This is a genomic window from Rhodococcoides navarretei, from assembly GCF_038069675.1.
GTDB lineage: Bacteria > Actinomycetota > Actinomycetes > Mycobacteriales > Mycobacteriaceae > Rhodococcoides > Rhodococcoides navarretei.
This window is the reverse complement of sequence record NZ_JBBPCN010000001.1, coordinates 3,127,921-3,153,800: the sequence shown is the minus strand read 5'-3', so window position 1 is coordinate 3,153,800 and position 25,880 is coordinate 3,127,921. Positions and strand designations below refer to the sequence as shown.

Annotated in this window: 26 protein-coding genes, 1 tRNA gene and 1 other RNA gene; 22 read left to right on the top strand and 6 right to left on the bottom strand. The window is 63.9% G+C overall.

Annotated features, from left to right (window positions below; translation table 11 throughout):
* The 12 genes from AABD04_RS14825 to AABD04_RS14770 all read left to right on the top strand — a co-directional run bounded on the left by AABD04_RS14825 (nt 1) and on the right by AABD04_RS14770 (nt 12,123).
* The gene (locus AABD04_RS14825) at nt 1-1,461 is read left to right on the top strand and encodes an SDR family NAD(P)-dependent oxidoreductase (RefSeq protein WP_341441623.1); all 1,461 of its coding nucleotides are present in this window, start codon (nt 1-3) and stop codon (nt 1,459-1,461) included.
* Nucleotides 1,462-1,526: 65 nt separating this feature from the next.
* Nucleotides 1,527-1,897: a transfer-messenger RNA gene (gene ssrA / locus AABD04_RS14820) on the top strand.
* Between the two features lie 118 nt (nt 1,898-2,015).
* On the top strand, nt 2,016-2,747 hold the full coding sequence (locus AABD04_RS14815) for an alpha/beta hydrolase family protein (RefSeq protein WP_341441622.1): 732 nt from the start codon (nt 2,016-2,018) through the stop codon (nt 2,745-2,747).
* Nucleotides 2,726-4,015: an NAD(P)/FAD-dependent oxidoreductase gene (locus AABD04_RS14810; protein ID WP_423228236.1), complete on the top strand. Its 1,290-nt coding sequence runs from the start codon at nt 2,726-2,728 to the stop codon at nt 4,013-4,015. Before AABD04_RS14815 ends, AABD04_RS14810 begins: the two co-directional genes overlap by 22 nt.
* 8 nt (nt 4,016-4,023) lie before the next feature.
* Complete coding sequence (locus AABD04_RS14805) at nt 4,024-4,785, top strand: DUF1365 domain-containing protein (protein WP_341441620.1); 762 nt, start codon at nt 4,024-4,026, stop codon at nt 4,783-4,785.
* On the top strand, nt 4,782-6,095 hold the full coding sequence (locus tag AABD04_RS14800) for a cyclopropane-fatty-acyl-phospholipid synthase family protein (protein ID WP_341441619.1): 1,314 nt from the start codon (nt 4,782-4,784) through the stop codon (nt 6,093-6,095). The genes AABD04_RS14805 and AABD04_RS14800 overlap by 4 nt, the downstream gene beginning before the upstream one ends.
* Nucleotides 6,092-7,417, top strand: a complete 1,326-nt coding sequence (locus AABD04_RS14795) for a cyclopropane-fatty-acyl-phospholipid synthase family protein (RefSeq protein WP_341441617.1) — start codon at nt 6,092-6,094, stop codon at nt 7,415-7,417. Before AABD04_RS14800 ends, AABD04_RS14795 begins: the two co-directional genes overlap by 4 nt.
* A gap of 56 nt (nt 7,418-7,473) precedes the next feature.
* The gene (locus tag AABD04_RS14790; RefSeq protein ID WP_423228235.1) at nt 7,474-8,205 is read left to right on the top strand and encodes a DUF1295 domain-containing protein; all 732 of its coding nucleotides are present in this window, start codon (nt 7,474-7,476) and stop codon (nt 8,203-8,205) included.
* A gap of 70 nt (nt 8,206-8,275) precedes the next feature.
* Nucleotides 8,276-9,916, top strand: a complete 1,641-nt coding sequence (gene pgm / locus AABD04_RS14785) for a phosphoglucomutase (alpha-D-glucose-1,6-bisphosphate-dependent) (protein ID WP_341441615.1) — start codon at nt 8,276-8,278, stop codon at nt 9,914-9,916.
* Entirely contained in the window at nt 9,913-11,151 is a 1,239-nt protein-coding gene (locus AABD04_RS14780; protein WP_423228154.1) for an MFS transporter, read from the top strand. The genes pgm and AABD04_RS14780 overlap by 4 nt, the downstream gene beginning before the upstream one ends.
* 25 nt (nt 11,152-11,176) lie before the next feature.
* Nucleotides 11,177-11,923, top strand: coding sequence for a DsbA family protein (locus tag AABD04_RS14775; RefSeq protein WP_341441614.1), 747 nt, complete (start codon nt 11,177-11,179; stop codon nt 11,921-11,923).
* 127 nt (nt 11,924-12,050) lie between these two features.
* Nucleotides 12,051-12,123, top strand: a tRNA-Ala gene (locus tag AABD04_RS14770).
* A gap of 119 nt (nt 12,124-12,242) precedes the next feature.
* Here AABD04_RS14770 and AABD04_RS14765 read toward each other — a convergent pair.
* Nucleotides 12,243-12,587 (bottom strand): histone-like nucleoid-structuring protein Lsr2, encoded by a 345-nt coding sequence (locus tag AABD04_RS14765; RefSeq protein ID WP_094648189.1) that lies wholly within the window; start codon nt 12,585-12,587, stop codon nt 12,243-12,245.
* 553 nt (nt 12,588-13,140) lie between these two features.
* On the opposite strand from AABD04_RS14765, the gene AABD04_RS14760 reads away from it, so the two are divergent.
* Both AABD04_RS14760 and AABD04_RS14755 read left to right on the top strand, forming a co-directional pair.
* Nucleotides 13,141-14,196 (top strand): N-acetylmuramoyl-L-alanine amidase, encoded by a 1,056-nt coding sequence (locus AABD04_RS14760; protein ID WP_341443064.1) that lies wholly within the window; start codon nt 13,141-13,143, stop codon nt 14,194-14,196.
* Nucleotides 14,197-14,207: 11 nt separating this feature from the next.
* Complete coding sequence (locus AABD04_RS14755; protein WP_341441613.1) at nt 14,208-15,242, top strand: CobW family GTP-binding protein; 1,035 nt, start codon at nt 14,208-14,210, stop codon at nt 15,240-15,242.
* A gap of 4 nt (nt 15,243-15,246) precedes the next feature.
* Here AABD04_RS14755 and AABD04_RS14750 read toward each other — a convergent pair whose 3' ends face one another.
* The 3 genes from AABD04_RS14750 to AABD04_RS14740 are packed head-to-tail and all read right to left on the bottom strand — an operon-like array spanning nt 15,247 to nt 17,850.
* On the bottom strand, nt 15,247-15,660 hold the full coding sequence (locus tag AABD04_RS14750; RefSeq protein WP_243593473.1) for a molybdenum cofactor biosynthesis protein MoaE: 414 nt from the start codon (nt 15,658-15,660) through the stop codon (nt 15,247-15,249).
* Nucleotides 15,653-16,672 carry a bifunctional molybdenum cofactor biosynthesis protein MoaC/MoaB gene (moaCB, locus tag AABD04_RS14745; RefSeq protein ID WP_341441612.1) on the bottom strand — a complete coding sequence of 340 codons (1,020 nt, stop codon included), beginning with the start codon at nt 16,670-16,672 and terminating at the stop codon, nt 15,653-15,655. The genes AABD04_RS14750 and moaCB overlap by 8 nt, the downstream gene beginning before the upstream one ends.
* Nucleotides 16,660-17,850, bottom strand: a complete 1,191-nt coding sequence (locus AABD04_RS14740) for a molybdopterin molybdotransferase MoeA (protein WP_341441611.1) — start codon at nt 17,848-17,850, stop codon at nt 16,660-16,662. Before AABD04_RS14740 ends, moaCB begins: the two co-directional genes overlap by 13 nt.
* A gap of 171 nt (nt 17,851-18,021) precedes the next feature.
* Between AABD04_RS14740 and moaA the strand changes: the two genes are divergently transcribed.
* Both moaA and AABD04_RS14730 read left to right on the top strand, forming a co-directional pair.
* Nucleotides 18,022-19,080, top strand: coding sequence for a GTP 3',8-cyclase MoaA (gene moaA, locus AABD04_RS14735; protein WP_341443063.1), 1,059 nt, complete (start codon nt 18,022-18,024; stop codon nt 19,078-19,080).
* The gene (locus AABD04_RS14730; RefSeq protein WP_243593470.1) at nt 19,073-19,327 is read left to right on the top strand and encodes a MoaD/ThiS family protein; all 255 of its coding nucleotides are present in this window, start codon (nt 19,073-19,075) and stop codon (nt 19,325-19,327) included. Before moaA ends, AABD04_RS14730 begins: the two co-directional genes overlap by 8 nt.
* A gap of 33 nt (nt 19,328-19,360) precedes the next feature.
* Here the strand turns inward: AABD04_RS14730 and nadE are convergent, their stop codons facing one another.
* Nucleotides 19,361-20,206, bottom strand: coding sequence for an ammonia-dependent NAD(+) synthetase (gene nadE / locus AABD04_RS14725; RefSeq protein ID WP_341441610.1), 846 nt, complete (start codon nt 20,204-20,206; stop codon nt 19,361-19,363).
* Nucleotides 20,207-20,218: 12 nt separating this feature from the next.
* Between nadE and AABD04_RS14720 the strand changes: the two genes are divergently transcribed.
* Nucleotides 20,219-21,049 (top strand): fructosamine kinase family protein, encoded by an 831-nt coding sequence (locus AABD04_RS14720; RefSeq protein ID WP_341441609.1) that lies wholly within the window; start codon nt 20,219-20,221, stop codon nt 21,047-21,049.
* A 7-nt stretch (nt 21,050-21,056) separates the two neighbouring features.
* On the opposite strand, the gene AABD04_RS14715 is transcribed toward AABD04_RS14720, so the two are convergent.
* Nucleotides 21,057-21,656: a TetR/AcrR family transcriptional regulator gene (locus AABD04_RS14715; protein ID WP_243593467.1), complete on the bottom strand. Its 600-nt coding sequence runs from the start codon at nt 21,654-21,656 to the stop codon at nt 21,057-21,059.
* 106 nt (nt 21,657-21,762) lie between these two features.
* Here AABD04_RS14715 and AABD04_RS14710 point away from each other — a divergent pair, with 106 nt between their 5' ends.
* The 5 genes from AABD04_RS14710 to nrdE all read left to right on the top strand — a co-directional run bounded on the left by AABD04_RS14710 (nt 21,763) and on the right by nrdE (nt 25,821).
* Nucleotides 21,763-22,329, top strand: coding sequence for an NAD(P)H-dependent oxidoreductase (locus tag AABD04_RS14710; RefSeq protein WP_341441608.1), 567 nt, complete (start codon nt 21,763-21,765; stop codon nt 22,327-22,329).
* A gap of 42 nt (nt 22,330-22,371) precedes the next feature.
* Complete coding sequence (gene ykgO / locus AABD04_RS14705; RefSeq protein ID WP_243593465.1) at nt 22,372-22,494, top strand: type B 50S ribosomal protein L36; 123 nt, start codon at nt 22,372-22,374, stop codon at nt 22,492-22,494.
* A 408-nt stretch (nt 22,495-22,902) separates the two neighbouring features.
* Complete coding sequence (locus AABD04_RS14700; RefSeq protein WP_243593464.1) at nt 22,903-23,136, top strand: redoxin NrdH; 234 nt, start codon at nt 22,903-22,905, stop codon at nt 23,134-23,136.
* 24 nt (nt 23,137-23,160) lie between these two features.
* Nucleotides 23,161-23,622, top strand: a complete 462-nt coding sequence (nrdI, locus tag AABD04_RS14695; protein ID WP_341441607.1) for a class Ib ribonucleoside-diphosphate reductase assembly flavoprotein NrdI — start codon at nt 23,161-23,163, stop codon at nt 23,620-23,622.
* A gap of 36 nt (nt 23,623-23,658) precedes the next feature.
* Nucleotides 23,659-25,821, top strand: coding sequence for a class 1b ribonucleoside-diphosphate reductase subunit alpha (gene nrdE / locus AABD04_RS14690; protein ID WP_423228153.1), 2,163 nt, complete (start codon nt 23,659-23,661; stop codon nt 25,819-25,821).
* Nucleotides 25,822-25,880: the final 59 nt, after the last annotated feature.

The window sequence follows — 25,880 nt, the reverse complement described above, 5'->3', positions numbered from 1 at the left end:
ATGACAGCTTCCGATTCGCCGTCCGACATCCCCGCGGCCCGAGACGACGGACAGCCTCCCCGCGTACTCGTCACCGGTGCCACGGGATACCTGGGCGGGCGTCTGGCACCGCGGCTGCTCGACGACGGATATCGGGTACGGGTGCTCGCTCGTACCCCGAGCAAGCTCGACAACGTGCCGTGGGCGACGAACGTCGAGATCGTTCAGGGCGATCTCAGCGATCGAGACTCGCTGAAAGAAGTACTGACCGGTGTCGACATCATGTATTACCTGGTGCACTCCATGGGCACCGCAGGCCATTCCGACTTCGCCGACACCGAACGCGACAGCGCCGAGAACGTCGCGGCTGTCGCTGCCGAGTGCGGCGTCGGGCGCATCGTGTACCTCGGCGGCCTGCACCCGCCCACCGGAGAGCTCTCGCCACACCTGAAGTCCCGAGCCGAGGTGGGACGCATTCTGATCGATTCAGGAGTTCCGACGATCGTGCTGCAAGCAGGCGTGGTGATCGGATCGGGTTCGGCGTCGTTCGAGATGATCCGGCACCTGACGAACCGGCTTCCGGTGATGACCACACCGCGGTGGGTACACAACCGCATCCAACCCATCGCTGTGCGCGACGTGTTGCACTACCTGATCGGGGCCGCGAGTGCGCCGATCACCGAATCCAGGACATTCGACATCGGTGGTCCCGACGTCATGCAGTACGGCGAGATGATGAACATCTACGCCGACGTCGCGGGTCTGCGGCAGCGTCGGATCATCGTGCTCCCGGTGTTGACGCCGCGACTGGCCGGCCACTGGATCGGGCTGGTGACTCCCATTCCGCGGGGGCTGGCGATGCCGCTCATCGAATCACTGCAATACGACGCCGTCGGCCACGAGATGGACATCGACGCCGTCGTACCCCGTCCGGACGGCGGCCTGACGGGCTACCGCGACTCCGTGAGATTGGCACTGCGCAAGATCGACGACGGTGAGGTGGAGACGCGGTGGACCGACGCCACGGGCACCGCGGCACCGTCGGACCCGCTGCCCTCGGATCCGGCGTGGGCAGGCGAGGTCGTCTACACCGACACCCGCGTCGCCCGAAGCGCAGCGAAGTCGACCGCGATCCGGCCCGCACTCGAACGATTGGCCGACGCCGACGTTCTCACCGGCTGGCACCGCGACGTCACCGGACCCGACGCATCCGCGTCGGGCACCGAACACACCACTCGGCTCAAGTCCTCCGCCCGGCTTCCCGGCGAGGCGTGGCTCGACCTGACGGTCGGGGGAACCGCGAAACAGCCGACGATCGAGCAGCGGCTGGTGTTCTTTCCGCGTGGTCTTGCCGGTCGCGCGGTCTGGTACGCCTCGTTGCCTGCACGCCTGGTGATGGCGCGTCGAATGTTGCGCACGGTCGTGCAGCGGGTGGACGCCGATGCCTCCGCGAATACGGCGGATCGCCGGGCCGACAGTTAATGGGATGATTGTGGCCATGCGAGGCGTTACACTGAACAGCCCGGACACGGTGTTCGGGAACATACGGGGCTGAACGGTTTCGACTTTGTATGTTGAGTCAGGGGAAGCGTGTCGGTGCAGGCGAGAGACCACCGTAAGCGTCATCGCAACCTTATAAGCGCCGATTCCAATCAGCGCGACTACGCACTCGCTGCCTAAGTAGCGACTGCGTGTCTGTCAGTCCGGGCTCGCCCTCGGTCCGGGTACTGGCATCAGCTAGAGGGCTTACCGATTCATCCGGCCGCGGGATGATGAGGAACATCAAACAGTGGCTGGGATCGTCATCCTGACTTGTTCGCGAGATCGGGAGATCCAAGTAGAGGCATAGCGGACTGCACACGGAGAAGCCCTGGCAATGCAGCAGAGGACCCGGGTTCGATTCCCGGCAGCTCCACCGACGAAGACCGGGCCGAGAGACACACTCTCGGCCCGGTCTTCTTTCTGTGTCGGACAGGTCACTGTCCACTCGGCAGGACCCATCCCACCCGAAGCGACCTCGGTGCCGAATAGTGGTCATGAGCAACGAGCCGACTCCAGTTCTGCGCACCGGCAGAAGAGTGTCCGAGCCTGCACTGGTCGTGTTGGTCCTCGGCGGCGGTAAGGATGTGAGCCGGGCACGCAGTAGGCCCTGGCATCTGGCCGGCCTGCGAATGTGGCCGTTCACCTGGATGCTTCGGCGCGTGGGACGCACCCGCGGCATTTCGGTGCAGCAATTGCAGTACCGGTTCCGGGGCTGGAACGCCCCCGAACGGTCTCCGGTCGAGGATGCACGGTGGGCGCTGAACCGGATCCACGCCGAGCATCCCGACGCTCACGTGGTGGTCGTCGGCCATTCGATGGGTGGCCGTACCGCCGCTGCCCTGATCGACGACCCTTCTGTCGTGGGAGTGGAGCCTGCAGAAACGACTCGGAAAATCGCGGGAGTGGAGCCGGCAGAAACGACCCGGAAGATCGTGGGTGTCGTCGCCTTGGCTCCGTGGTGGCCGGAGGGGGCGGAAGCCGATGCGTTCGGACCGGGTAAGAAGCTGCTCGTGATGCACGGGACTGCAGACAAATGGACCGATCCGAGAACCTCGCGCCGTGCGGCCGAACGTGCGGCGGCGCGCGGGGCTTCCGCTCGCTACCTTTCCGTTCCGGGTGGGCATTTCATGCTCCGCAATCCGCGACTCTGGTCGCGGGCCACGCGTGACTTCGTCGTCGAAATCGCCGCCGATACCAAGGTCGACTGCATGGGCAGGCAATCGTGACGCGCCGGCGGGTTGCGGTGGTGGGGAGCGGCATCGCCGGCCTGACGGCCGCATACGCACTGTCCAAGAACTCGACGGTGACGCTGTACGAGGCGGACTCTCGGCTCGGTGGTCACGCGGACACCCATTACGTGGCCGGCCCCGACGGTCCGGTAGGCGTCGACACCGGGTTCATCGTGCACAACGACCGGACGTATCCGACTCTGCTGCGGTTATTCGACGAACTCGACGTGCCGACGCAGGATTCGGACATGAGCATGTCCGTGCGCTGCGACGGGTGCGGGCTCGAGTACTCGGGCGGCCAGGGTATGCGCGGGATTCTCGCGCAGCGTACGGCGGTGTTCAGGCCGAAATTCGTCTCGATGTTGCTCGAGGTCAAGCGCTTTCATCGCCTGGCCAACGAACTGCTGGACAGTGCCGAACCGGGCGAGTCCGAGACGACTCTCGCCCAGTTTCTCGAAGATCACTCGTTCTCGGCGTACTTCGAATCCCACTTCATGACGCCGTTGGTGTCTGCGGTGTGGTCGTGCGATCCGGATACTGCTCTCGCCTACCCGGCTCGCTACCTGTTCACTTTTCTCCGGCACCACGGAATGCTCACCGTCACAGGATCACCGACCTGGCGCACCGTCACCGGTGGATCCATCGAATACGTTCGCAGGGTTGCGCGGCACATCGACGAGGTCATGCTCGATACCCCGGTGCGCGCGCTCTACAGGTCCGAGGACTCCGTGCAGATCCGTGACGGTCACGACCGTCTGCGCACGTTCGACGCGGCCGTGATCGCCGTGCATCCCGGTGCCGCGCTGAAGATGCTCGCAGAACCGACGGCGCTCGAGCACAGCATCCTGGGAGCGATGCCGTACTCCACCAATCACACGCAACTGCACACGGACTCGTCGGTGTTGCCGAAGAACACCAGGGCGCGTGCATCGTGGAACTACCACCTCCCGTCGTGCACGGCCAGGCCCGACCGGGTGCTGGTCAGTTACGACCTGACCAGGTTGCAGCGCCTGAGCGACACCGATCGTAGAATGCTGGTCACCCTCGGTGGAGCGGATCGGATCGACCCGAACGCGGTACTCGACGAGATGACCTACGAACACCCTCAGTACACCCCCGAATCGGTTGCAGCGCAGCGTCGACTTCCCGAATTGGATACCGACAGAGTGGCATTCGCCGGTGCGTACCACGGCTGGGGATTTCACGAGGACGGTGCGTTGTCGGGCGCGCGCGCCGCACAACGGGTGGGGGCCACGTGGCTCTGACATCGGTTATGCCGACCACCCGCGCACACGGGGCGGCGTTGTATCTCACTCGGATCGACCACGTTCGACGCGCGCCAATTCGAAATACGTTCTCGTACAAGAGTTACAGCTGGTTCGTCGACCTCGACGCACTTCCCGAATTGCCCCGGATACTGCGACCGCTGGCCTCGTTCGACCCCCGTGACCACCTCGGTGACCCCGACGCCACCATCCGCCAGAACGTCGACGCGTTCCTGGCGGAGAACGGTATCGACCTCGGCGGCGGACGGATCATGATGTTGGCCAATGCGCGAGTGTTCGGGCACACGTTCAACCCACTGAGTGTGTACTGGTGTCACGATCGCGACGGAGAACTCCGCTGCGTGGTGGCGGAGGTACACAACACCTACGGCGAGCGATACCGGTATCTGCTGCACACCGATCCGCGCGGCGCGGTACGTACGAACAAGGAGTTCTACGTCTCGCCGTTCAACGATGTCGACGGTGAATACTCCATGCAGCTGCCCGAGCCGGACGCCGCGCTCCGCCTGTCGATCGTCCTCGAACGTTCCGGGCAGCCTCCGTTCGTGGCGACCGTCCACGGCCGTCGACGCGAGGTGACGACGCGGTCGATTCTTCGCACCGCACTCGAGATCCCGCTTGCGCCCTTGCGAGTGGTGGTTCAGATCCGCTGGCAGGGCATTCGGCTCTGGGCGCGAGGTTTGAAGATCGTTCGGAAACCTGCCCCTCCGGGGGAACGAAGAATTCAGAAGGAAGGGGCCAACAGATGACAACTGTGTCGAAGGCCGATTCTGTGTCGAACCCGTACGGTGGTTTCGCTGTCGGTCCGAGCCCGTCGGTCGATGCGCGGGTCTGGCCGCAGATCGCCCGTGTTCCCGGTGGCATGAAGGTTGCTGTCGCAGCGCCCGTCGCCGACTTCCTCTTCCGTCGCGCGGTCGCGCGATTGCAGGTCCGGGTTGCGATGCCCGACGGCGAGGTCATCGGGGCCGGCTCGGCCGACGCCCCGTTGATGACCGTCTATCGGCCACACGACTTCGCCGCGCGAGTCGGCGACAGCGGACTCATCGGATTCGGTGAGGCATACATGGCCGGAGACTGGGATGCCGAGGATCTCAGTGCCGTGCTCGAGGTCTTCGCCCGGCGCATGGCGTCCCTGATTCCCAAATCGCTACAGCGCCTCCGAGGGCTCTATATCCCCAAGCCTCCACGGAGCGAACGTAATACGACGAAGAACACGCGATCCAACATCTCGCGCCATTACGACCTGTCGAACGACCTGTTCGAGCTCTTCCTCGACGAGACGATGACGTACTCCAGTGCGTTGTTCGCCGAATCGGGAAACGACGACGACAGTGAGGAGCTCGCCGACTCTCAGCGCCGCAAGATCGACCGGCTACTGGACCTGGCGGGCGTCGGCGAGGGAACCAGGGTGCTCGAGATCGGTACCGGATGGGGCGAGCTGGCCATTCGTGCGGCCGCTCGTGGTGCGACGGTCCGGTCGGTGACCCTGTCGACCGAACAGCAGGAACTGGCGCGTAAGCGCTGTGCCGCTGCCGGTTACGCAGATCGGATCCAGATCGATCTCCTCGACTACCGCTTGGTCGACGGCGAGTACGACGCGATCGTGTCGGTCGAGATGATCGAGGCCGTCGGGCATCAGTACTGGGCGACGTACTTCGAGACGATCGACTCGTTGCTCGCGCCGGGTGGGCGGGTTGCCCTGCAGGCCATCACGATGCCGCACGACCGAATGCTGGCTACCCGAAATACGTACACCTGGGTGCACAAGTACATATTTCCCGGCGGGTTCCTGCCGTCGGTGCGGGCCATCGAGGAGGTGACCGAGCAGAACACCTCGCTTCGGGTTCGCGAGCGTCTGTCGATGGGCGATCACTACGCGCGAACCCTCGCTCAGTGGGACATGCGGTTCCGTGAATATCGCAGCGAGGCCGAGGAGCTCGGTTTCGACGAGGTGTTCGCACGAATGTGGCACTTTTACCTGTGCTACTCGGAGGCCGGATTCAGATCCGGGTACCTCGATGTTCAGCAGATCGTGCTCGACCGAAGGGACAACCGATGACCACCTCGACACTTCCCGTGAACCGGACCGACCGCAGTGTCGGTGTCGCACATCGAATTGCCGAGTTGATCGAACCCCTGGTGGGTGGTCCACTTCCCGTTCGGCTGCAGGCGTGGGACGGATCCGTTGCGGGCGATGCGTCGGCACCGCGGGTATTGTTGCGGAGCCCGAGCGCCCTTCGTCGATTGCTGTGGAGCCCCGGTGAACTCGGTGCTGCACAGGCGTACGTCACCGGGGAGCTGGACGTCGATGGCGATCTCGCCGCAGCCCTCGATCACGTCTGGGGTGTGGTGCGTGAGCGCCGACTCTCGGCGATACGACCGGGGCCGGCGTCGCTCCTGCGGTTGGCGAAGCTGGCCAAGGATCTCGGAGTGTTCGGCCGCCCACTGCCGCCGCCCGTGTCGCAGGCCTCGGTGAAGGGGCGGCTGCACTCGGTGCTCCGTGACCGAGCTGCGATCAGCCACCATTACGACCTGTCGAACGACTTCTACGAATTGGTACTCGATTCGCACATGGCGTACTCGTCCGCGTACTGGACCTCGGATTCGCCGGACTACACCCTCGACGATGCCCAGCGCGACAAACTCGACCTCGTCTGCCGAAAGATAGGGCTCGACAAGCGCGCAGGGCAACGCTTTCTCGACGTCGGTTGCGGCTGGGGGTCCCTGAGCCTGCACGCGGCTCAGGAGTACGGAGCGCAGGTCGTCGGAGTGACCATCTCGCGCGAACAGAAAGCCTTCATCGACAAGCGAATTGCCGACCGAGGACTGCAGGACAACGTCGAGATCCGAATCCAGGATTATCGAGAGATTCCGGACGGGCCCTTCGACGCGGTGGCGTCGATCGAGATGGGTGAGCATGTGGGGGAGGCCAATTACCCGACCTACACCGCGGCACTGCACAGCAACGTCAAGCCTGGCGGACGCGTGCTGATTCAGCAGATGTCGCGGAGGGAAGGCGACAATCCCGGCGGCGGAGCATTCATCGAATCGTTCATCGCGCCGGACATGTACATGCGCCCGGTGGGGCGGACCGTCGCAATGATCGAGGAGGCAGGACTCGAGGTTCGTGACGTACACGCCCTCCGTGAACATTACGTGCGGACCGTCGATGTCTGGACCGAGCGCTTCGAGGCGCGTTTCGACGACGTGGTGGCGATGGTCGGGGAAGAGGTCGCTCGCGTGTGGCGGCTGTACCTGATCGGCGGCGGAATGGCCTTCCGAGACAACAGGATGGGCGTCGACCAGATTCTGGCGGTTCGTTCCGAGAACGGACCGTCCGAGATGGAATCGGTACGACCGGTGTGGGTGTGCCCGCGGTGAACTGGTCCGACTTCCTGACCGTATCGCTTGCGAGCCTCGGCGGTACCGCTGTTCTGATGCTCGTCACCGCCCTCATCGGCGCCCGCATCGGACGCCACAACGTCGTGGACGTGGCGTGGGGCGGCGGATTCGTTCTGATCGCACTGATCTCGGCTGCGACCGGAACCGGCGAATTGTGGCGTCGACTACTGCTGCTCGTCCTCGTCGGTGTGTGGGGACTTCGTCTCGCAGTGCACGTCTTTCGGCGGTCGCGCGGGCACGGTGAGGATCCGCGGTACACCGAGCTGCTGTCCAAGGCCACCGGCAACGAAACCCTGTATGCCCTGCGGAAGATCTACCTGACGCAGGCGGTTGCGCTGTGGTTCGTGTCCCTGCCGCTGCAGGTATCCGCCGTCGCACACGGATCCGTTCTGCCGGTCGTGGTACTCGGCGTAGTGGTCTGGATGCTCGGATGGACGTTCGAGGCAGTGGGCGATGCGCAGTTGACGGCCTTCAAGGCCGATGCGTCGAACAAGGGCAAGATCATGGATCGTGGTCTGTGGTCCTGGACGCGGCACCCCAACTACTTCGGCGACTCTGCCGTCTGGTGGGGACTGTTCCTCGTCTCGGCGTCGGCGTGGCCCGGAGTGTTCACGCTGCTGTCGCCCATAGCGATGACGTACTTCCTGGTGTTCGCCACCGGTGCGCGGTTGCTCGAGCGCAGCATGGAAAAGCGTCCGGGGTATCGCGAATACCAGCAGCGGACCAGCTATTTCCTCCCACGGCCGCCGAAAGGACCCAGCAAGTAGCTCGTGGGGGAGGCAGCGGCGCTAGGGTTGGTCGAGGATTTCGGTTCGTCGATCAACGAGGAGGCGCATCGTGGCGCACGAGAGAGCTGGAACCACTGCACTGCCGGAGGATCTGGTGGATCTTTCGCAGCTCGTGACGGCGTACTACTCGCGAGTTCCCGACGTGTCGGAACCCAGCCAGCAGGTGGTGTTCGGCACATCAGGGCATCGAGGATCCAGCTTGGATTCGGCGTTCAACGAGGCACACATCGTGGCGACGACGCAGGCGATCGTGGAGTACCGCGCTGCGCAAGGCATCACCGGGCCGTTGTTCATCGGCCGGGACACCCACGCGTTGTCGGAACCCGCCTGGACGACGGCTCTGGAAGTGTTGGCGGCCAACGACGTCGACGTACTGGTCGATTCGGGGGATCGGTACACCCCGACCCCGGCCGTCAGTCACGCCATCCTTCGCTACAACGAATCGGGCCCCGCGGCGAAGGCCGACGGCATCGTGGTGACTCCGTCGCACAACCCGCCCCGGGACGGCGGCTTCAAGTACAACCCTCCGCACGGCGGTCCTGCCGACAGTGATGCCACATCGGTCATCGCCGCTCGCGCGAACGAGCTTCTGCGCACCGGCATTTCGGGCATCAAGCGGGTGACGCTCGCGCAGGCGTTCGCGGGGAGCGTCTCACGCTACGACTTCCTCGGCACCTACGTGGACGATCTGCCGAACGTGCTCGACCTCGACGCCATCCGGGCAGCCGGGGTCCGCATCGGCGCAGATCCGTTGGGCGGTGCGAGTGTCGATTACTGGGATGCCATCGCCGAGCGACACAATCTGGACCTGACTGTGGTGAACCCGTTGGTGGACGGCACATTCCGCTTCATGACTCTCGATACCGACGGCAAGATCAGGATGGATTGCTCGTCGCCGAACGCGATGGCGTCGCTCATCGCTGCCCGCGATCGGTTCGACATCTCGACGGGCAACGACGCCGACTCCGACCGGCACGGCATCGTCACTCCCGACGGTGGCCTGATGAATCCCAATCACTTCCTCGCCGTCGCCATCGACTACCTGTTCACGCACCGACCCGATTGGTCGCCCACGGCGGCAGTGGGCAAGACATTGGTGAGCTCGTCGATGATCGACCGGGTCGTCGCAGGTCTCGGCCGTCGACTGCTCGAGGTGCCGGTCGGATTCAAGTGGTTCGTTCCGGGCCTTCTCGCCGGTGAGCTCGGGTTCGGCGGCGAGGAGAGCGCCGGAGCGTCGTTCCTCCGACACAACGGCCGAGTCTGGACCACCGACAAGGACGGCATCATCCTCGCGCTGCTGGCGTCCGAGATCACCGCCGTCACCGGATCCACCCCATCGCAGCGCTACAGCGAGTTCACTGCGAAGTTCGGCAATCCGACGTATGCCCGCGTCGATGCACCGGCCACCCGCGAGCAAAAAGCCGTTCTCGCCAAACTCTCGCCGAGCCAGATCACCGCCACCGAGTTGGCAGGCGAACCGATCACGGCAACGCTGACCGAGGCTCCGGGAAACGGAGCCGCCCTCGGTGGCCTGAAAGTGACGACGGAAAGCGCCTGGTTCGCTGCGCGTCCGTCCGGAACCGAGGACGTGTACAAGATCTACGCGGAGTCGTTCCAGGGCGAGGAGCATCTCGCCCGGGTTCAATCCGCAGCACGTGAACTGGTGTCGTCCGCACTCGAGAGCTCGTGACCGACTCACCTCCACCCGACCACGACAGTTCGGCTCCCGAGTCGGCGTTTCACCCCGGAGGCAAGCTCCCACCGGAGATCTGGGTTCTGGTGTCGGCGGCGTTCGTCATCGCGCTCGGATTCGGCATCGTCGCGCCCGCTCTGCCACAGTTCGCCAGGGAATTCGGCGTCGGGTACACGGCGGCGTCGGCGGTCATCAGTGCATTCGCTCTCATGCGGTTGCTGTTCGCACCCGCCAGTGGTGCTCTGGTGCAGCGGCTCGGCGAGCGGCCCGTGTACCTGATCGGACTGCTGATCGTCGCGGTGTCCACCGGTGCGTGCGCTCTGGCCCAGACGTATTGGCAGCTGCTGGTGTTTCGCGGACTCGGCGGCATCGGCTCGACGATGTTCTCGGTGTCGGCACTGGGATTGCTGATCAGGATCAGTCCGCCGACCAGTCGCGGCCGCATCTCCGGCCTGTATGCGACCGCCTTCCTGTTGGGAACCATCGGCGGTCCGCTCGTCGGCGGCGCGCTCGTGGGATTCGGTCTGCGGGTGCCGTTCGTCATCTATGCCGTTGCTCTCGTGATCGCCGCGGCCGTCGTGTATTTCACCCTGGGCAATTCCGACCTCGTCAAGCCGGAGAAGGGCTCGGCACCGCCCACGATGTCGTTGCTCGCAGCGCTGCGGATCCCGTCGTATCGGGCGGCGCTGGCGTCGAATTTCGCCAACGGTTGGGCTGTGTTCGGCGTTCGGGTCGCCTTGGTGCCGTTGTTCGTCGTCGAGGCGATGCAGCGATCCGAGGTGTTCGTCGGTATCGCACTGACCGTGTTCGCAGTGGGCAATGCACTGGTTCTCACCAGTGCAGGTCGGCTGTCCGATGTGCGCGGACGCAAGCCCTTCATGGTGGGTGGGTTGGCGGTGTGTGGCGTGGGCACCGTCGTGATGGGGTACGTCCACGATCCGGTGCTGTTCCTCGTGGTGTCGCTGATCGCCGGAATCGGATCGGGTCTGATGAGTCCTGCCCAGCAGGCCTCGGTTGCCGACGTGATCGGCTCGAAGGCGCGCGGAGGGCCCGTGCTGGCTGCATTCCAGATGGCCTCCGATGTCGGCGCGGTCATCGGCCCGATCGTGGCCGGGATGATCGTCGAACAGGTCTCGTTCGGACCCGCTTTCGCCGTGACGGGCGCATTGCTGTTGCTGGCTGGACTCTGGTGGTCGCGAGTTCCGGACACACTCGGGCGCGAGCACACCTGACGGGCGCGAACGTAGTATTCGCTGTGTGAGCCAGAAGAAGATATCGAGTACGAAACACACACCCGAGGCAACCTCCAACACGGTGACATACGTATTGGGCGGCGTCGCATTCGTTGTCGTGGTGATCGTCATCGTGGTTGCGATCATGTGGCAGAGCGGAAGCGACGCCCCGCGCAACGATGGCTACGGAACAGTCAAGAATCCCGCGGTCGAATTATCGCTCTCGGGCGACGGTGTCGTAACGCTGGCGCGTCCGGGAGCGGAGCGTGTCATCGATGTCTTCGAAGATCCGATGTGCCCGTTCTGCGGCGATCTCGAAGTGAAGCACGGCCAGGAGTTGGCTCAGAAAATCGACGACGGTGTCGTCTCGGTGAATTACCACCTGGTCAATTTCCTCGATCCACAGTCGGCGTCCGGTGACTATTCGACGCGTGCCGTCGCGGCCTCGCACTGTGTGGCCGAGACAGAGAACGCGCGGGTCTACTCCGCCTTTCACTCCGGGTTGTTCGACCCGGAATTCCGCCCCGAAGAAGGCGGTGACTCCGACCGAACCGATGCCGAAATCGCAGAACTCGCTCGTTCCGTAGGAGCGAGTGATCTGGCGACCGAGTGCATCGTCAGCGGCGCGCAGCGCGATTCTGCAGTGGCGGATGCAAACATCGGACGAGACGCGCTCGCCGCGTCGGGTGCCCGTGGAACACCGGGGGTCCTCGTCGACGGTGAGGTTGTCGATGCGCTCGGTGACTCTGAATGGTTGGCGTCGATCAACTGATCTCGAGGCGCGGGTGCGGCCGGTCGTCGAGTATTCGGAACCGGCCGTACCAGGTGATTTGTTGCTGCTGCGACCGATGGTGTAACTTCGTTCGAGCAACCGCATGAGCGGGAGCACGCAGTAACTCGGGGCTATGGCGCAGCTGGTAGCGCACCACACTGGCAGTGTGGGGGTCAGGGGTTCGAGTCCCCTTAGCTCCACCGAGAAAATCAACAAAAAAGCGTCACCTTCGGGTGACGCTTTTTTTGGTGCTTGGGTCCACCGTCCGCCGAATCGGCGTCCGTTCGTGGTGCCCGGAGCCGATTCGGCGGTCGAGAGCTCAGTGTGCGGCGTCGAATGCCTGCTCGACCTCGGCGGGGATTCTGCCTCGTGCGGAGATATTGTGGCCGTTCGCCTTGGCCCATTCTCTGATGGCTTTGGTCTGATTGGCGTCGCGCTTCGCTCCGGTTGTGGGAGCGCTCGACTTCTTCGTGCGTTTTCCACCGACCTTGGTGGAGTGCTCGATGTAATAGTCGAGCTTGCGGTGAAATTCCTTCGCGTTCTTGTCGCTCAGGTCGATTTCGTAGCTGACTCCGTTGACCGAATAGGTTATGTGTTCGCCACCGGATTCGATCGGTTTCTCGTCGATGTCATCGACTAGTTGCACATAGACTTTTCTGGCCATGCTGAAGCTCTCCAATGATGCAGGGGATGATGCGGGGATGTCCAGATCGAACTGAAGCGACTATACGGCTGAACAATGTGTTTATCCACGCGGGTCGGGGGATTGTTACTGGATTCGCAGAATTCCCACAGAATCGGAGCGACGGTTCGCCGAAACCGGCAACGTGATTGCGACGAGGATTCTCCCAGCGGTGCTGTTCGTCCATATCCAAAAGAAAGACGAACTGTCCGGTTTGAATACGCAACGCGGTCCGTACGTCTGTTCGTGCGCGATCGAATGGAAATCGGCTGGAGCGGTCGTTTACGGCTACGGATAGGTCACGAAACGCAATCGTTTTACTAACGAAAAATCACTCGACAGGCATCGGGTGCAAGATCTGCTTCACTTGAGGCGCAAGTGTCTGTTGTGACGTGTGGTGTCCCGCGAATTCGGTGGCTCGCGTCGATCAGCTGGGTCCGAGGGGTCGAGAGGGGAATGGCACCACCAGTTCCACCGGTGGGCCCACGACGATATGAGAACTGCGCGAACAACAAAATCTGCAGTGACCGCATTGATGTGCACCGGAATTATCGGTGTCGGAGTGCTCGTGTCCGCACCGGCCGTCGCGGCACCCGCCACACCGTCCAGCACCGCATCCGCCGTAGGCACGGAGTTGTCGGGGAAGACAGTGTTCCTCGACCCGGGTCACCAGGGCGGCGCACATTCGGAGAATCTGCAGCGGCAGGTGAACGACGGGCGGGGCGGCACCAAGAATTGCCAGACCACCGGCATGACCACACTGGACGGCGTGCCCGAGCACACGATCAACTGGAAGGTCAGCGAGCTCGTCCGGTCGAGCCTCGAGAGTCTGGGTGCGACGGTGAAGACGAGTCGAGCAGACGACACCGGGTGGGGCGGATGCGTCGACGACAGGGCGCGGGCCGCCGGCGAGTCCGGTGCCGATGTGGCCGTGAGTATTCATGCGGACTCCACGAGTACGACGACCGATGCAGACAAGCACGGGTTCCATCTGATCGTTCCCACTCTGCCGATTCCGAGCGCGGCTGCCGATGCTGCCCAATCCGAGGGGGGACGTTCGGCATCGACGCTGATGCGCGACTCCTACGTGCGCGCAGGCTTCGAGCCCGCCAACTACGCAGGAGTCGAGAACGGAATCCAGGAGCGATCCGATGTCGCCGGGCCCGCACTGACCACGGTGCCCCTCGTGTTCGTCGAGATGGGCAACGGATCCAACCCGGACGACGCAGCTCTTCTGGAGAGCTCGGACGGTCAGCTGAAGCACGCGATCGCCATTTCGACCGGAATCATCGACTATCTTCTCGGATCCGACACTGCGGAGGCGTCGTCGGCCGGCCCCGCCACGACAACCGCGGCAGCTCCGGCCGGGGCGAAGACGACCGACATCACGGTGCCCACCGCAACGGCACCGAGCACAGAGCGCTCAGCGGTCGAGGGGCGTAGCGCATTGTCCGGACTGCTCGAGAGTGTCTCGCCGTCTGTCGAGTCGTTCGGGGTCGACGGCCTGAGAGGGCTCGTGACCCCGGACAACGTGAGCAGTGTGTCGACGTTCGCTCGAGGCCTGCTGAAACAGATTCTCGCCGACCGGTAGTCTCGGACGCCGTGGCGCGTCGACGAATTCCTGTGGTGATAGTTGCGGGCTTTCTCGGGGCAGGTAAGACCACGCTTCTGAACCATCTGTTGCGCAATGATTCCGGCATTCGAATCGGGGTTGTGGTCAACGACTTCGGGGCGATCAACATCGACTCGATGCTTGTGGCCGGCCAGGTCGATTCGACGGTCTCTCTCGGTAACGGCTGCATCTGTTGCGCCGTCGACATCAGCGATATGGACGCGATGTTCGACGCCCTCGCGCACCGTCGGGCCGCCATCGACGTCATCGTGGTGGAGGCCAGCGGCCTGGCCGAACCCCGCAATCTGATTCGGATGGTTCGAGGTAGCGAGAACGAATTCATCGTCTACGGCGGGCTTGTCGGTGTCGTCGACGCCGTGGAGTTCCCGCAGACCCGCGTGCGGCATCCCGAGATCGACCAGCACCTGCAATTGGCCGACCTGGTGGTGCTGAACAAGTCCGATGTGGTGACCGAGTCCGAACGCTCCGCGGTGGTGTCGACGGTGCAGTCCGTCGTAGGAGACGTGCCCGTCGTACCCGTGGCGTTCGGTCGCGTCGACCCGCTGCTGCTGTTCGATCGGCGTGACGATCGGTCGGTGGATTCGGCTATTGCGGTGCAGCTGTCGTTCGACGAGCTACTTCGGGAGAACCACGACCACGATCATCACCTGCACGCGCAGTACTCGCACACCGAATTCGTCACGACGACTCCCGTCGAACCGCGCCGATTGATCGAGTTCTTGGAGAATCCTTCTGGAAACCTCTACCGCATCAAGGGATTCGTACACTTCGGCATCGCGGGCTATGCGCAGAAGTTCATCGTGCACACGGTGGGTCGACACATCCGATTCGAGGCCGCGTCGTGGGCCAGGGGTGAGCCCGAGCAGACCTCACTGGTGCTGATCGGTACCGATCTCGATGCATCGGCCGTCGAGCAGCGATTGCGTGCATGTGTACGAGGGCCGGACGACGCCGACGATGCTTCCGCCATGCTTCCGGTTCACCGCTACCTCGAGACCGGTTAGTTTCCTAGAGCCCGACCCACTCGGTACGTCCGCCCTCGAATCCCTGACGCTTCCAGATCGGGACCTCGGCCTTGATGCGCTCGACGAGCCGGGCACAGGCCTCGAAAGCTTCGGCCCGATGAGCCGAGCCGACGGCCGCAACGAGTGCAAGGTCGCCGACTCGCAGGTCGCCGACGCGATGCACTGCGGCCACCACCAACCCGGTCTCCGCCGACACCTCCGAGCAGCAGCGGCTGAGGAAGCGCTCTGCGTCGGGGTGGGCGCGGTATTCCAGAGTCTCCACGGCGTGGCCGCCGTCGTGATCGCGCACGATTCCGCTGAACAGAACGACAGCGCCGTGATGCGAATCCTGCACCGCCGCCTCTACTTCGGCAGTGCTCAAGGGTTCGTTCGAGATACGGGCGACGAGCTCACTCATCGTGGGGGCCTCCTCCGGCGATCTGGGCCAGCACATGGTCGAGGAGCGGGTCGAGAACGGAGAGTCCGTCCTTCACGCCACCCGGCGAGCCCGGCAGGTTGACTACGAGCGTGCGTCCGATCAGACCCGAGACACCGCGGCTGAGTACCGCATGAGGTGTCGCAGATGTTCCGCGGGTTCGGATGGCGTCGGCGATCCCCGGCATGTCGATGTCGAGGAGCGCCGCCGTGGCCTCGGGGGTCGCATCGGTCGGGGATACACCGGTACCGCCGGTGCTGACGATGAGCGACGGGTCGCCGGCCAGGGCGTCGTGCAGACCCGCCGAGATATCGGCGTCGGCGTACACCAGGGGACCTCGCACGGTGAAGCCCCGATCGGTCAGCCAGGCTGCGATGGCGGGGCCGGTGGTGTCCGGCCGAGTACCACGGGCACCGCCCGTGGACGCGACCAGAACCGCTGCGGACCGTGAGGACTCGAATATCGGCGCAGCCACGGAGTCGGGGGAGTCCTCTGCGTCGTCCCGTTGCCAATGCCCGTGTTTGCCGCCGTCCTTGGTGATCAGTCGGACACCGTTCATGCTGGCACCGGGATCGACGGCCTTGACCATGTCGTGCAGGGTCAGTCCGGCGACGGCGACCGCAGTCAGTGCTTCCATCTCCACGCCGGTGCGTCCGGTGGTGCGCGCGGTTGCCTCGACCGTGATGGTCGACTCGGTGAAGCCGAACGAGATCTTCACCGACGAGAGTGCGAGCTGGTGACACAGCGGTATCAGCTCCGACGTACGCTTCGCCGCCGAGATGCCGGCGATGCGTGCGGTGGCGAGAACGTCGGCTTTGGGCATGTCGTCCGCGCGCACGAGAGCGATGACCTCGGCAGTGGTGACGAACTCGCCGGCGGCGACGGCGGTGCGTGAGGTTTCCTTCTTGTGTGCCACGTCGACCATGCGGGCGCGGCCCTGATCGTCCAGATGAGACAGGTGAGGTTGCGGGTTCTCGGTGGTCACAGTGGCCATACCTCCACGTCGGATCCTGCAGCGAGTTCGGTTGTGGCGGAATCGATGTCGATCAGCACATCGGCCCACGCCAGGGCGGCGACCAGGTGCGAGCCGGGGCCGGCGACGAGCTCGACCCGGCCGTCGTCACGCATTCGGCCACGAAGCAGTTGTCGTCTGCCGGGCGGAGACACCACCGATTCGTGCAGGGTGGCGGTGGTCGAGAGAATCGGAGGCAGCCCGGCCGCTCGTCGAACGATGTTGCGCGCGAACACGATGTACGAGACGACCGTACTGACGGGGTTGCCGGGAAAGCTGAGCACAGGAACGCCGTCGAACACCGTGATGCCCTGTGGACCACCCGGCTGCATACGTACCGATCCGAAGTTTCCGCCGAGCGGCCGGAGTACGTCCTTGACCACCTCGAAGTCGCCCATGGACACCCCGCCTGACGTGATGATCAACTCGGCCGATTGCGCTGCGGCGTCGAGGATCTCGCGAAAGCGGCTCGGCTCGTCGGAGCTGCGCAAGACGGAGACCACCTCGGCACCGCTGGCGCGCAGGTGTGCGGCGAGGGTGATGCCGTTCGAGTCGTAGATCTGGCCGGGCGTCAGCGTCGAGCCGGCGTCGACCAGTTCGGCGCCGGTGGTCACGACGGCCACGCGAGGACGCGAGCGTACGTCGACCTCACCGAAGCCGACGGCGGCGAGAACGGAGATGTGTCGGGGTTCCAACACCCGGCCGGCCTCGACCAGGACCGTTCCGGTGCGCACGTCGCTGCCCTGTTCTCGGACGAATTCACCGGCTGTGCGGCGTCGCTCGATCGTCACGGACCCGGCTTCGTGCACGGTGGTGTCCTCGACCGGGACAATGGCGTCGGCTCCGTCGGGAATGGGTGCGCCGGTCATGATCTTCGCAGCGCTGCCCGGGCTCAGCACCGCCGCTTCGACAGGGCCTGCGGCGATGATCGTCGAGACCGGAAGTGTCACCGGAGCGATCGCCACGGACCGAGAATCGACCGCGTATCCGTCCATCTGCGAGTTGCGAAACAACGGCAGATCGACCGGAGATCGCACGTCTGCGAACGACACGCGCCCCAGCGCGTCGGCGAGAGGAATGCGGTGCGCAGTCCTGGTGGCCAGCGCCGCCAGAACTGTCTCGACCGCGGCGGAATGCTCCTCGACCGATACGGCGCTCACTGCGTGGGTCCGGTGAATGCGCGCATGTCCTCAGCCGTCATGGGTGCCAATCCTAGGCACGCCGATCCGGTCGCCCGGTGTGGGCTGCGGCATACTGGGTAGACACGTGAACGACAGGCGTGACTTTCGACGAAGGCGAGGTACGAGGTGACGGTGGACAGTGTCACCTCACTGGGCATTCCCGGATTCGGCACTACCAGCTCCTCGGTGCGTGCGAATTCGGTGTCCGATCGACCGGACGTTCCGCACCTGATCGACCGATTCGGCCGGGTGGCCCGGGACCTGCGCATCTCCATCACCGAGAAGTGCTCGTTGCGCTGCACCTACTGCATGCCTGAGGAGGGCCTCCCGGCCATTCCTGCCGCGAACCTGCTCACTCCGGCCGAGATCGCTCGAGTGGTGTCGGTGTCCGTGCGTGAACTGGGTATCCGCGACGTGCGCTTCACCGGCGGCGAGCCCCTCATGCGCCGCGACCTCGACGAGATACTGCGGTTGTGCGCCGACGTCGCGCAGGGCGTGCCGTTGTCGATGACCACCAACGCAGTCGGTCTGGAGCATCGGGCGGAGGCGCTGGCCGATGCCGGTCTGACCAGGGTCAACGTGTCCTTGGACTCGGTCGATCGCGAAGACTTCGCGCGATTGACCCGACGCGACCGGTTGCCGTCGGTGATGGCGGGCATCAGAGCGGCGAAGCGAGCCGGCATCGGTCCGGTGAAGGTCAATGCGGTCCTGATGCGCGACACACTCTCCGGTGCAGTCGACCTACTGCGCTGGTGTCTCGACGAAGGGGTGGCGCTTCGATTCATCGAACAGATGCCGCTCGATGCCGACCACGAGTGGGCGCGCGCGAACATGATCGATGCCCAGACGTTGCTCGACGAGCTGTCCACTGCGTTCGACCTGCGTGAGGTGGGGCGCGCCGATCCGTCGGCTCCGGCCGAGGAGTGGAGTGTCGACGGCACCGATGCCACCGTCGGCATCATCGCCTCGGTCACGCGCTCGTTCTGCGGCGATTGTGACCGCACACGGGTGACGGCCGAGGGAACGATTCGGTCCTGTCTGTTCAGCGACGACGAAACCGATCTGCGCGCGGCGTTACGAGGCGGTGCCACCGACGACGAAGTGGCGGCCGTGTGGCGCGGGGCGATGTGGAACAAGTGGGCAGGGCACGGCATCGACGCCGAGGGCTTCGTACCCCCCGCCCGCAGCATGGGAGCTATCGGTGGGTGAGACCCAGGTGGAGGTGCGGTACTTCGCTGCAGCGGTCGACGCGTCGCACTGCGAGTCCGAGTACGTGACCGTACCGGTCGGGGCCACCCTCGCAGACCTGCGAGAGCTGATCCTGTCCCGGCACGGCGCGCCGATGGAACCGATTCTCCGGGTGTCGGCCTACCTGGTGGGAGAAGATCTCACTCGCGATCTCGACCGCGTGATCGGCGGCAGGGTCGACGTGTTGCCGCCCTTCGCCGGCGGCTGAGCACACCCAGCCACCGACCTGCGGCGGCCCGAGTCAGCTGCTTCTCTTCCACCAATCGTCGAACGGCGTGACGGGAACCGTGCGCTTGTGCCGAGTGGCGAGGAACATCTTCTCCAACTTGTCGGCGATCTCGTCGGTGACGTCCCTGCCCTCCAGGTAGTCGTCGATCTGTTCGTACGTCACGCCGAGCGCCTCCTCGTCGGGTAGCGCAGGTCGATCGTCTTCGAGATCGGCGGTGGGAACCTTGCGCCAGGTGCTCTCGGGGGCTCCCAGTTCGCGCAGCAGCGCCGCACCCTGACGCTTGCTCAAGCCGGTGAGCGGAGTCAGATCGACCCCGCCGTCACCGAACTTCGTGAAGAAGCCGGTGATGGCCTCGGCGGCATGATCGGTGCCCACGACGACGTAGCCGAGTTCGCCGGCCAGGGCGTACTGCGCGACCATGCGCTGGCGCGCCTTGATGTTGCCGCGGACGAAATCTCGGATTTCGACACTTCCCAGCGCGTCCGCCGTCGCGGCCGCTGCGGCGTCGGCAGCGGCCTTGATGTTCACCGTCACCGTGCGGTCGGGATCGATGAATTTCAGCGCGATCGATGCGTCGTCCTCGTCGGCCTGCACGCCGTAGGGGAGGCGAACGGCGACGAACTCGGCCTCGTGTCCGTCGGCTCGGAGCTCCGTCGCAGCCTGTTGGGCGAGCTTGCCGGTGAGCGTGCTGTCCTGGCCGCCACTGATGCCGAGTACGAATCCCGAGGCCGGAGTCGACGCGAGGTAGTCCTTGAGGAAGTCCACTCGCCTGCGGACCTCCGTGATCGGGTCGATGGTCGACTGCACGGCCAGCTCGCGCATGATCCCCGTGCGCAATTCCGAATTGATGTGTCCCATCACGTCATCCTAATGACGAGGGTCGGCTGTGATCTCGCGCCGTGCGTAGTGTCGGTGGTCGTGAGTGGATCCTCCGATACCTTCGTCAAGCGAAACTCCCAGGCGCACCCCGACTTCTACGCTGCCGAGGCCACCGGGCTCAGGTGGCTCGGCGAGGCGTCGGCCCCTGTCGTCGAAGTCCTGGGGCACGGCCGGACGTACATCGAACTCGAGCGGTTGGTCGCGGCCCGTCCCACGCTCGGTGCAGCCGAACGATTCGGCCGCGCGCTGGCCGCGACGCATTCCGCCGGAGCCGCCGGGTTCGGCGCGCCACCGGTGGATGCCGAGGGCGTCGCATTCTCGGGTCAGCTGTTCATCGGTGCTCGGCCCATGAGCAGCACCGTGCACAGGTCGTGGGGGGCGTTCTACGCGGCCGAACGAGTGTTGCCGTTTCTGCGAATCGCGGTCGACGCCGGCACCGTGACGCAGGCCGAGGCGGCGATCGTCGAATCGGCGTGCGGACGTATCGCGGACGGTGACTTCGACGATGCGGAGCCGGCGAGCCGCATTCACGGTGATCTGTGGAACGGCAACGTGTTCTGGACAGACGCGGGAGTGGTGCTGATCGACCCGGCGGCACACGGTGGGCATCGAGAGACCGATCTGGCGATGTTGGCGCTGTTCGGTTGCCCCCACCTCGACGTTGTCGTCGACGGCTACGAGACGGTGTGGCCACTACGAGCCGGGTGGCGCGAGCGCACTGCTCTGCACCAGCTGCATCCGCTCGCCGTCCATGCAGCCGGGCACGGACGCTCGTACGGCACTGCTCTGCACACCGCGGCCGTGGCAGTGAACAGGCTCTGAGCTGGACTCAGCGAATGCGAGTTGCCCTGCGCACCAAGTCTTCCCAACCGTCGGCCAGTCGATCCATCGGCATCCCCAGATCTCGGTACTGGTGCAATACCAGGGTGGCTTCGAGTGGTGTGAGGAGCCAGTACGCGAGTAATTCGAGATCCCCGTCCACCTCGGCTGCGCGAAGCAGCGACAGGACGTGGGTGAAGTTGACCATGTGGGCCGGGGCGGAATATCGCGCGTCGTCGGCGCTCTCCGCGGCGCGCAGTACTTCCCCCTGGACGTTGACGAACTCGAGTCGAGCTCGGCCGAAGGCGACGAGACGATCGATGGGGTCGGCTCCCGGGCCCAGTGGCGGGTCGCCGAACATGAAGGACTGCTGCAGTTTTTTCTCGGTATGGTCGAGCAGCGCTCGCATCAGCCCGGCCCGGTTCCCGAAGCGACGGAACACTGTGCCCTTGCCCACTCCTGCCTTGGTGGCCACTGCGTCCATGGTGATGGCGTCGGCTCCGACGGTCGCCACCAGATCTGTTGCGGCGTCGAGGAGCAGCCGTCGGTTGCGCGCTGCGTCGCACCGTTCGGATTCCTCGTCCGCTATGGGCAGCATCGGGCCGGTCACAGCCGTAACCCTACCTTGTCGGGAACATAAATGGACCACGGTCCGTTTGGATGGTAGGAATTGACACGACGATCACGTCATCCGAACTTCGCGAAGGAATAACCTCATGTCAGACGCTCATGTACTCGTTCTCGTCGGAAGCTTGCGCGCCGAGTCGGTGAACAAGCAGATCGCCGAGACTGCTGTCACCGTGGCTCCCGCCGGTACCGAGGTAGTGGTGTACGACGGACTCGGAGATGTCCCCTTCTACAACGAGGACATCGACATCGAGGGATCGGTCCCCGTGGCCGCTCTTGCTCTGCGGACCGCAGCCGAAAAGGCTTCCGCGCTGTTGCTGGTCACGCCCGAATACAACGGCACCATCCCGGCCGTGCTGAAGAACGCCATCGACTGGCTCTCCCGTCCGTACGGTGCCGGTGCCATGGTGGGCAAGCCGGTCGTCGTCATCAGTGCGTCGCCGAGCGGCAACGGAGCCAAGTGGGCACACGAGGACACCAGCAAGGCCGTGCGCATTGCCGGCGGAACCGTTCTCGAGGATGTCCAGCTCTCCATCGGTGGCACCATCGACAAGTTCGGCTCGGCACACCCGCGTGAGAACGCCGAGGTCTCCGGTGAGATCGGCCACGTCGTCGCCGAGCTGGTGAAGGCCTCCGGCGAACTCGTGAATGCGTGACCCTATCGGTCATGAGAATCGTTTTCATGTAGAGTTGGCTGCATGAAGGTGAGAAACTCGTTGAAATCGCTCAAGAACAAGCCCGGTGCGCAGGTGGTCCGGCGACACGGGACGGTGTTCGTCATCAACAAGAAGGAACCGAGATTCAAGGCGCGCCAGCGCTGACGAGTGCGTTGCACTGACAAGGGCCCCTGGAGGAATTCGGGGGCCCTTGTCATGTCGAGGAGCGGATGAGGCGATCGGGCAGCGTCACGGCGGCGGCTACGACTCGTTGTGACGAACAACATCCGCTCCATGTGACCTGCGACACGCCGATGACGTCCGAGTTTCACAACCGGGCAAGCCCGTGACCAGCGAATACCACGCGTGTTGTTCGCAACATCTCGTGTTGTAGGCAGATCGTGAACACTAGGTGTAGTGTTTGAGCGACCGAGAGGCCACTACTCGAAGAACCTCCACAGACGGGTTCGAGCAGGTCGAAGTCGCCCTGAGCGGGAGATGTTCTCGGTGCTACACGCAGAGCACATCGGTCGCGTCGGTGCACCCGATGGCGACAACGGAAAGAGGGACACCATGAGCATCACCGTTTACACCAAGCCCGCCTGCGTTCAGTGCAATGCCACCTACCGCGCCCTCGACAAAGCGGGTATCGAGTACTCCGTCATCGACATCTCGCAGGATCCCGAAGCGCGTGACTACGTCATGGCCCTCGGCTACCTACAGGCTCCTGTTGTCGTCGCCGGCGACGATCACTGGTCCGGCTTCCGCCCGGACCGCATCAAGACCCTTGCCGTGAACGCTGCTTGAACAGAACGAGAAAGTGAGTGAGCGGTGAGTTCGCAACCGCAGTCCTCCCACTCACTGGTCTACTTTTCCAGCGCGTCCGAGAACACTCATCGCTTCGTATCGAAGTTGGGTATTCCAGCGACGCGTATTCCGCTCCGTGATCCGGATGGCACCTTTCGTGTCCATTCTCCTTACGTTCTCATCGTGCCGACGTATGGGGGCGGGACCACCTACGCTGGGCGCGACACCAATTACGTCCCCAAACGAGTGATCAAGTTTCTCAACGACGAGCACAATCGGTCGTTGATCCGGGCCGTTATCGCAGCCGGAAACACCAACTTCGGTGACTCCTTCTGCTTTGCGGGAGATGTCATCTCGCAGAAATGCGCGGTCCCGTATCTGTATCGATTCGAATTGATGGGCACCCCCGAGGACGTAGTGCGGGTCCGGGAGGGGCTGGAGGACTTCTGGGAACGTGAAGTCCGACGCGCTGCCCACACGCACTAGAACACCACACATCACATACCCAGTAGGAGCATCGCCGTGGCACCGACCATCACCGACGCAGCACCCGTACCCACTGTCAGCGGCGACGGAGATATGGATTACCACGCGCTCAACGCGATGCTCAATCTCTACGGCCCCAACGGCGAGATCCAGTTCGAGAAGGATCGCGAGGCGGCCAACCAGTACTTCCTGCAGCATGTCAATCAGAACACGGTGTTCTTCCACGATCTGGACGAGAAGTTGGACTACCTCGTCGAGGAGAACTACTACGAGCCCGAGGTTCTGGACCAGTACTCGCGCGAGTTCGTCAAGTTTCTGATCAACCACGCGTACTCGAAGAAGTTTCGATTCCCCACCTTCCTCGGCGCGTTCAAGTACTACACCTCCTACACGCTCAAGACGTTCGACGGCAAGCGTTACCTCGAGCGCTTCGAGGACCGGGTGTGCATGGTGGCGCTCACGCTCGCGGCCGGAGACGAGGCCCTGGCCACCGATCTGGTCGACGAGATCATCGCCGGCCGATTCCAGCCCGCGACACCCACGTTCCTCAACTCCGGCAAGAAGCAGCGCGGCGAGCCCGTGTCCTGCTTCCTGCTGCGTATCGAGGACAACATGGAGTCCATCGGTCGCTCCATCAACTCGGCCCTGCAGCTGTCCAAGCGCGGTGGCGGAGTTGCGTTGCTGCTGAGCAATATTCGCGAGGCCGGGGCACCGATCAAGCGCATCGAGAACCAGTCCTCCGGTGTCATCCCCATCATGAAGCTGCTCGAGGATTCGTTCTCGTACGCCAACCAACTCGGTGCGCGTCAGGGCGCGGGTGCGGTGTACCTGCACGCCCACCACCCCGACGTGTACAAGTTCCTCGACACCAAGCGCGAGAACGCGGACGAGAAGATCCGAATCAAGACGCTCTCGCTCGGAATCGTCATCCCCGACATCACGTTCGAGTTGGCGAAGAAGAACGAGGACATGTACCTCTTCTCGCCGTACGACGTCGAGCGGATCTACGGCGTGCCGTTCGCCGATATCGACGTCTCCGAGAAGTACTACGAGATGGTCGACGACAAGCGGATCCGCAAGACGAAGATCAAGTCGCGCGAGTTCTTCCAGACTCTTGCCGAGCTGCAGTTCGAGTCCGGCTACCCGTACATCATGTACGAGGACACCGTCAATCGTGCGAACCCGGTGAAGGGCAAGATAACTCACTCCAACCTGTGCTCGGAGATCCTGCAGGTCTCGACGCCGTCGACGTTCAACGACGACCTCTCGTACAGTGATGTGGGCAAGGACATCTCGTGCAACCTGGGCTCGCTGAACATCGCGAAGACGATGGACTCACCCGATTTCGGTAAGACGATCGCCGTCGCCATCCGCGGTCTGACTGCGGTGTCCGATCAGACCCACATCTTTTCGGTGCCGTCGATCGAGCAGGGCAACAACGATTCTCACGCAATCGGTCTCGGGCAGATGAACCTGCACGGCTACCTCGCCCGCGAGCGCATCCACTACGGCTCGACCGAGGGAATCGACTTCACCAACATCTACTTCTACACGGTGCTGTTCCATGCGCTGCAGGCCTCGAATCAGCTGGCCAAAGCTCGCGGCCAGTACTTCAAGGGCTTCCCGGATTCCAAGTACGCGTCGGGCGAATTCTTCGACAAGTACACCGACCAGGTCTGGGAGCCGGCCACACCCAAGGTGGCGAAGTTGTTCGCCGACTCCGATGTCGCCATCCCGACACAGGCCGACTGGGCCGCGCTGAAGGCGTCGGTGCAGGAGTACGGAATCTACAACCAGAACCTGCAGGCCGTCCCGCCGACCGGTTCCATCTCGTACATCAACAACTCCACCTCGTCGATTCACCCGGTGGCGTCGAAGATCGAGATTCGCAAGGAAGGCAAGATCGGTCGCGTCTACTATCCGGCACCGTATCTCGACAACGACAACCTGGATTACTATCAGGATGCGTACGAGATCGGGTACGAGAAGATCATCGACACCTACGCTGCCGCAACGCAACACGTCGATCAGGGCCTGTCGTTGACGCTGTTCTTCAAGGACACGGCAACGACCCGCGATATCAACCGCGCGCAGATCTACGCATGGCGCAAGGGCATCAAGACGCTCTACTACATCCGCCTGCGCCAGTTGGCCCTCGAGGGCACTGAAGTCGAGGGTTGCGTCTCCTGCATGCTGTAGCAGCCGATTCGGTCGGTCGACCTGTGGCGATACCGTGATGTCACGGCGCGATGCGGACC

Bases quoted from the DNA above. Each gene is read 5' to 3' on its own strand.
- AABD04_RS14825 (WP_341441623.1), top strand. From the start codon at position 1: ATGACAGCTTCCGATTCGCCGTCCGACATCCCCGCGGCCCGAGACGAC.
- AABD04_RS14815 (WP_341441622.1), top strand. From the start codon at position 2,016: ATGAGCAACGAGCCGACTCCAGTTCTGCGCACCGGCAGAAGAGTGTCC.
- AABD04_RS14805 (WP_341441620.1), top strand. From the start codon at position 4,024: ATGCCGACCACCCGCGCACACGGGGCGGCGTTGTATCTCACTCGGATC.
- AABD04_RS14800 (WP_341441619.1), top strand. From the start codon at position 4,782: ATGACAACTGTGTCGAAGGCCGATTCTGTGTCGAACCCGTACGGTGGT.
- AABD04_RS14795 (WP_341441617.1), top strand. From the start codon at position 6,092: ATGACCACCTCGACACTTCCCGTGAACCGGACCGACCGCAGTGTCGGT.
- AABD04_RS14790 (WP_423228235.1), top strand. From the start codon at position 7,474: ATGCTCGTCACCGCCCTCATCGGCGCCCGCATCGGACGCCACAACGTC.
- AABD04_RS14765 (WP_094648189.1), bottom strand. From the start codon at position 12,587: ATGGCCAGAAAAGTCTATGTGCAACTAGTCGATGACATCGACGAGAAA.
- AABD04_RS14760 (WP_341443064.1), top strand. From the start codon at position 13,141: ATGTGCACCGGAATTATCGGTGTCGGAGTGCTCGTGTCCGCACCGGCC.
- AABD04_RS14750 (WP_243593473.1), bottom strand. From the start codon at position 15,660: ATGAGTGAGCTCGTCGCCCGTATCTCGAACGAACCCTTGAGCACTGCC.
- moaCB (WP_341441612.1), bottom strand. From the start codon at position 16,672: ATGGCCACTGTGACCACCGAGAACCCGCAACCTCACCTGTCTCATCTG.
- nadE (WP_341441610.1), bottom strand. From the start codon at position 20,206: ATGGGACACATCAATTCGGAATTGCGCACGGGGATCATGCGCGAGCTG.
- AABD04_RS14720 (WP_341441609.1), top strand. From the start codon at position 20,219: ATGACGAGGGTCGGCTGTGATCTCGCGCCGTGCGTAGTGTCGGTGGTC.
- AABD04_RS14710 (WP_341441608.1), top strand. From the start codon at position 21,763: ATGTCAGACGCTCATGTACTCGTTCTCGTCGGAAGCTTGCGCGCCGAG.
- ykgO (WP_243593465.1), top strand. From the start codon at position 22,372: ATGAAGGTGAGAAACTCGTTGAAATCGCTCAAGAACAAGCCCGGTGCG.
- AABD04_RS14700 (WP_243593464.1), top strand. From the start codon at position 22,903: ATGAGCATCACCGTTTACACCAAGCCCGCCTGCGTTCAGTGCAATGCC.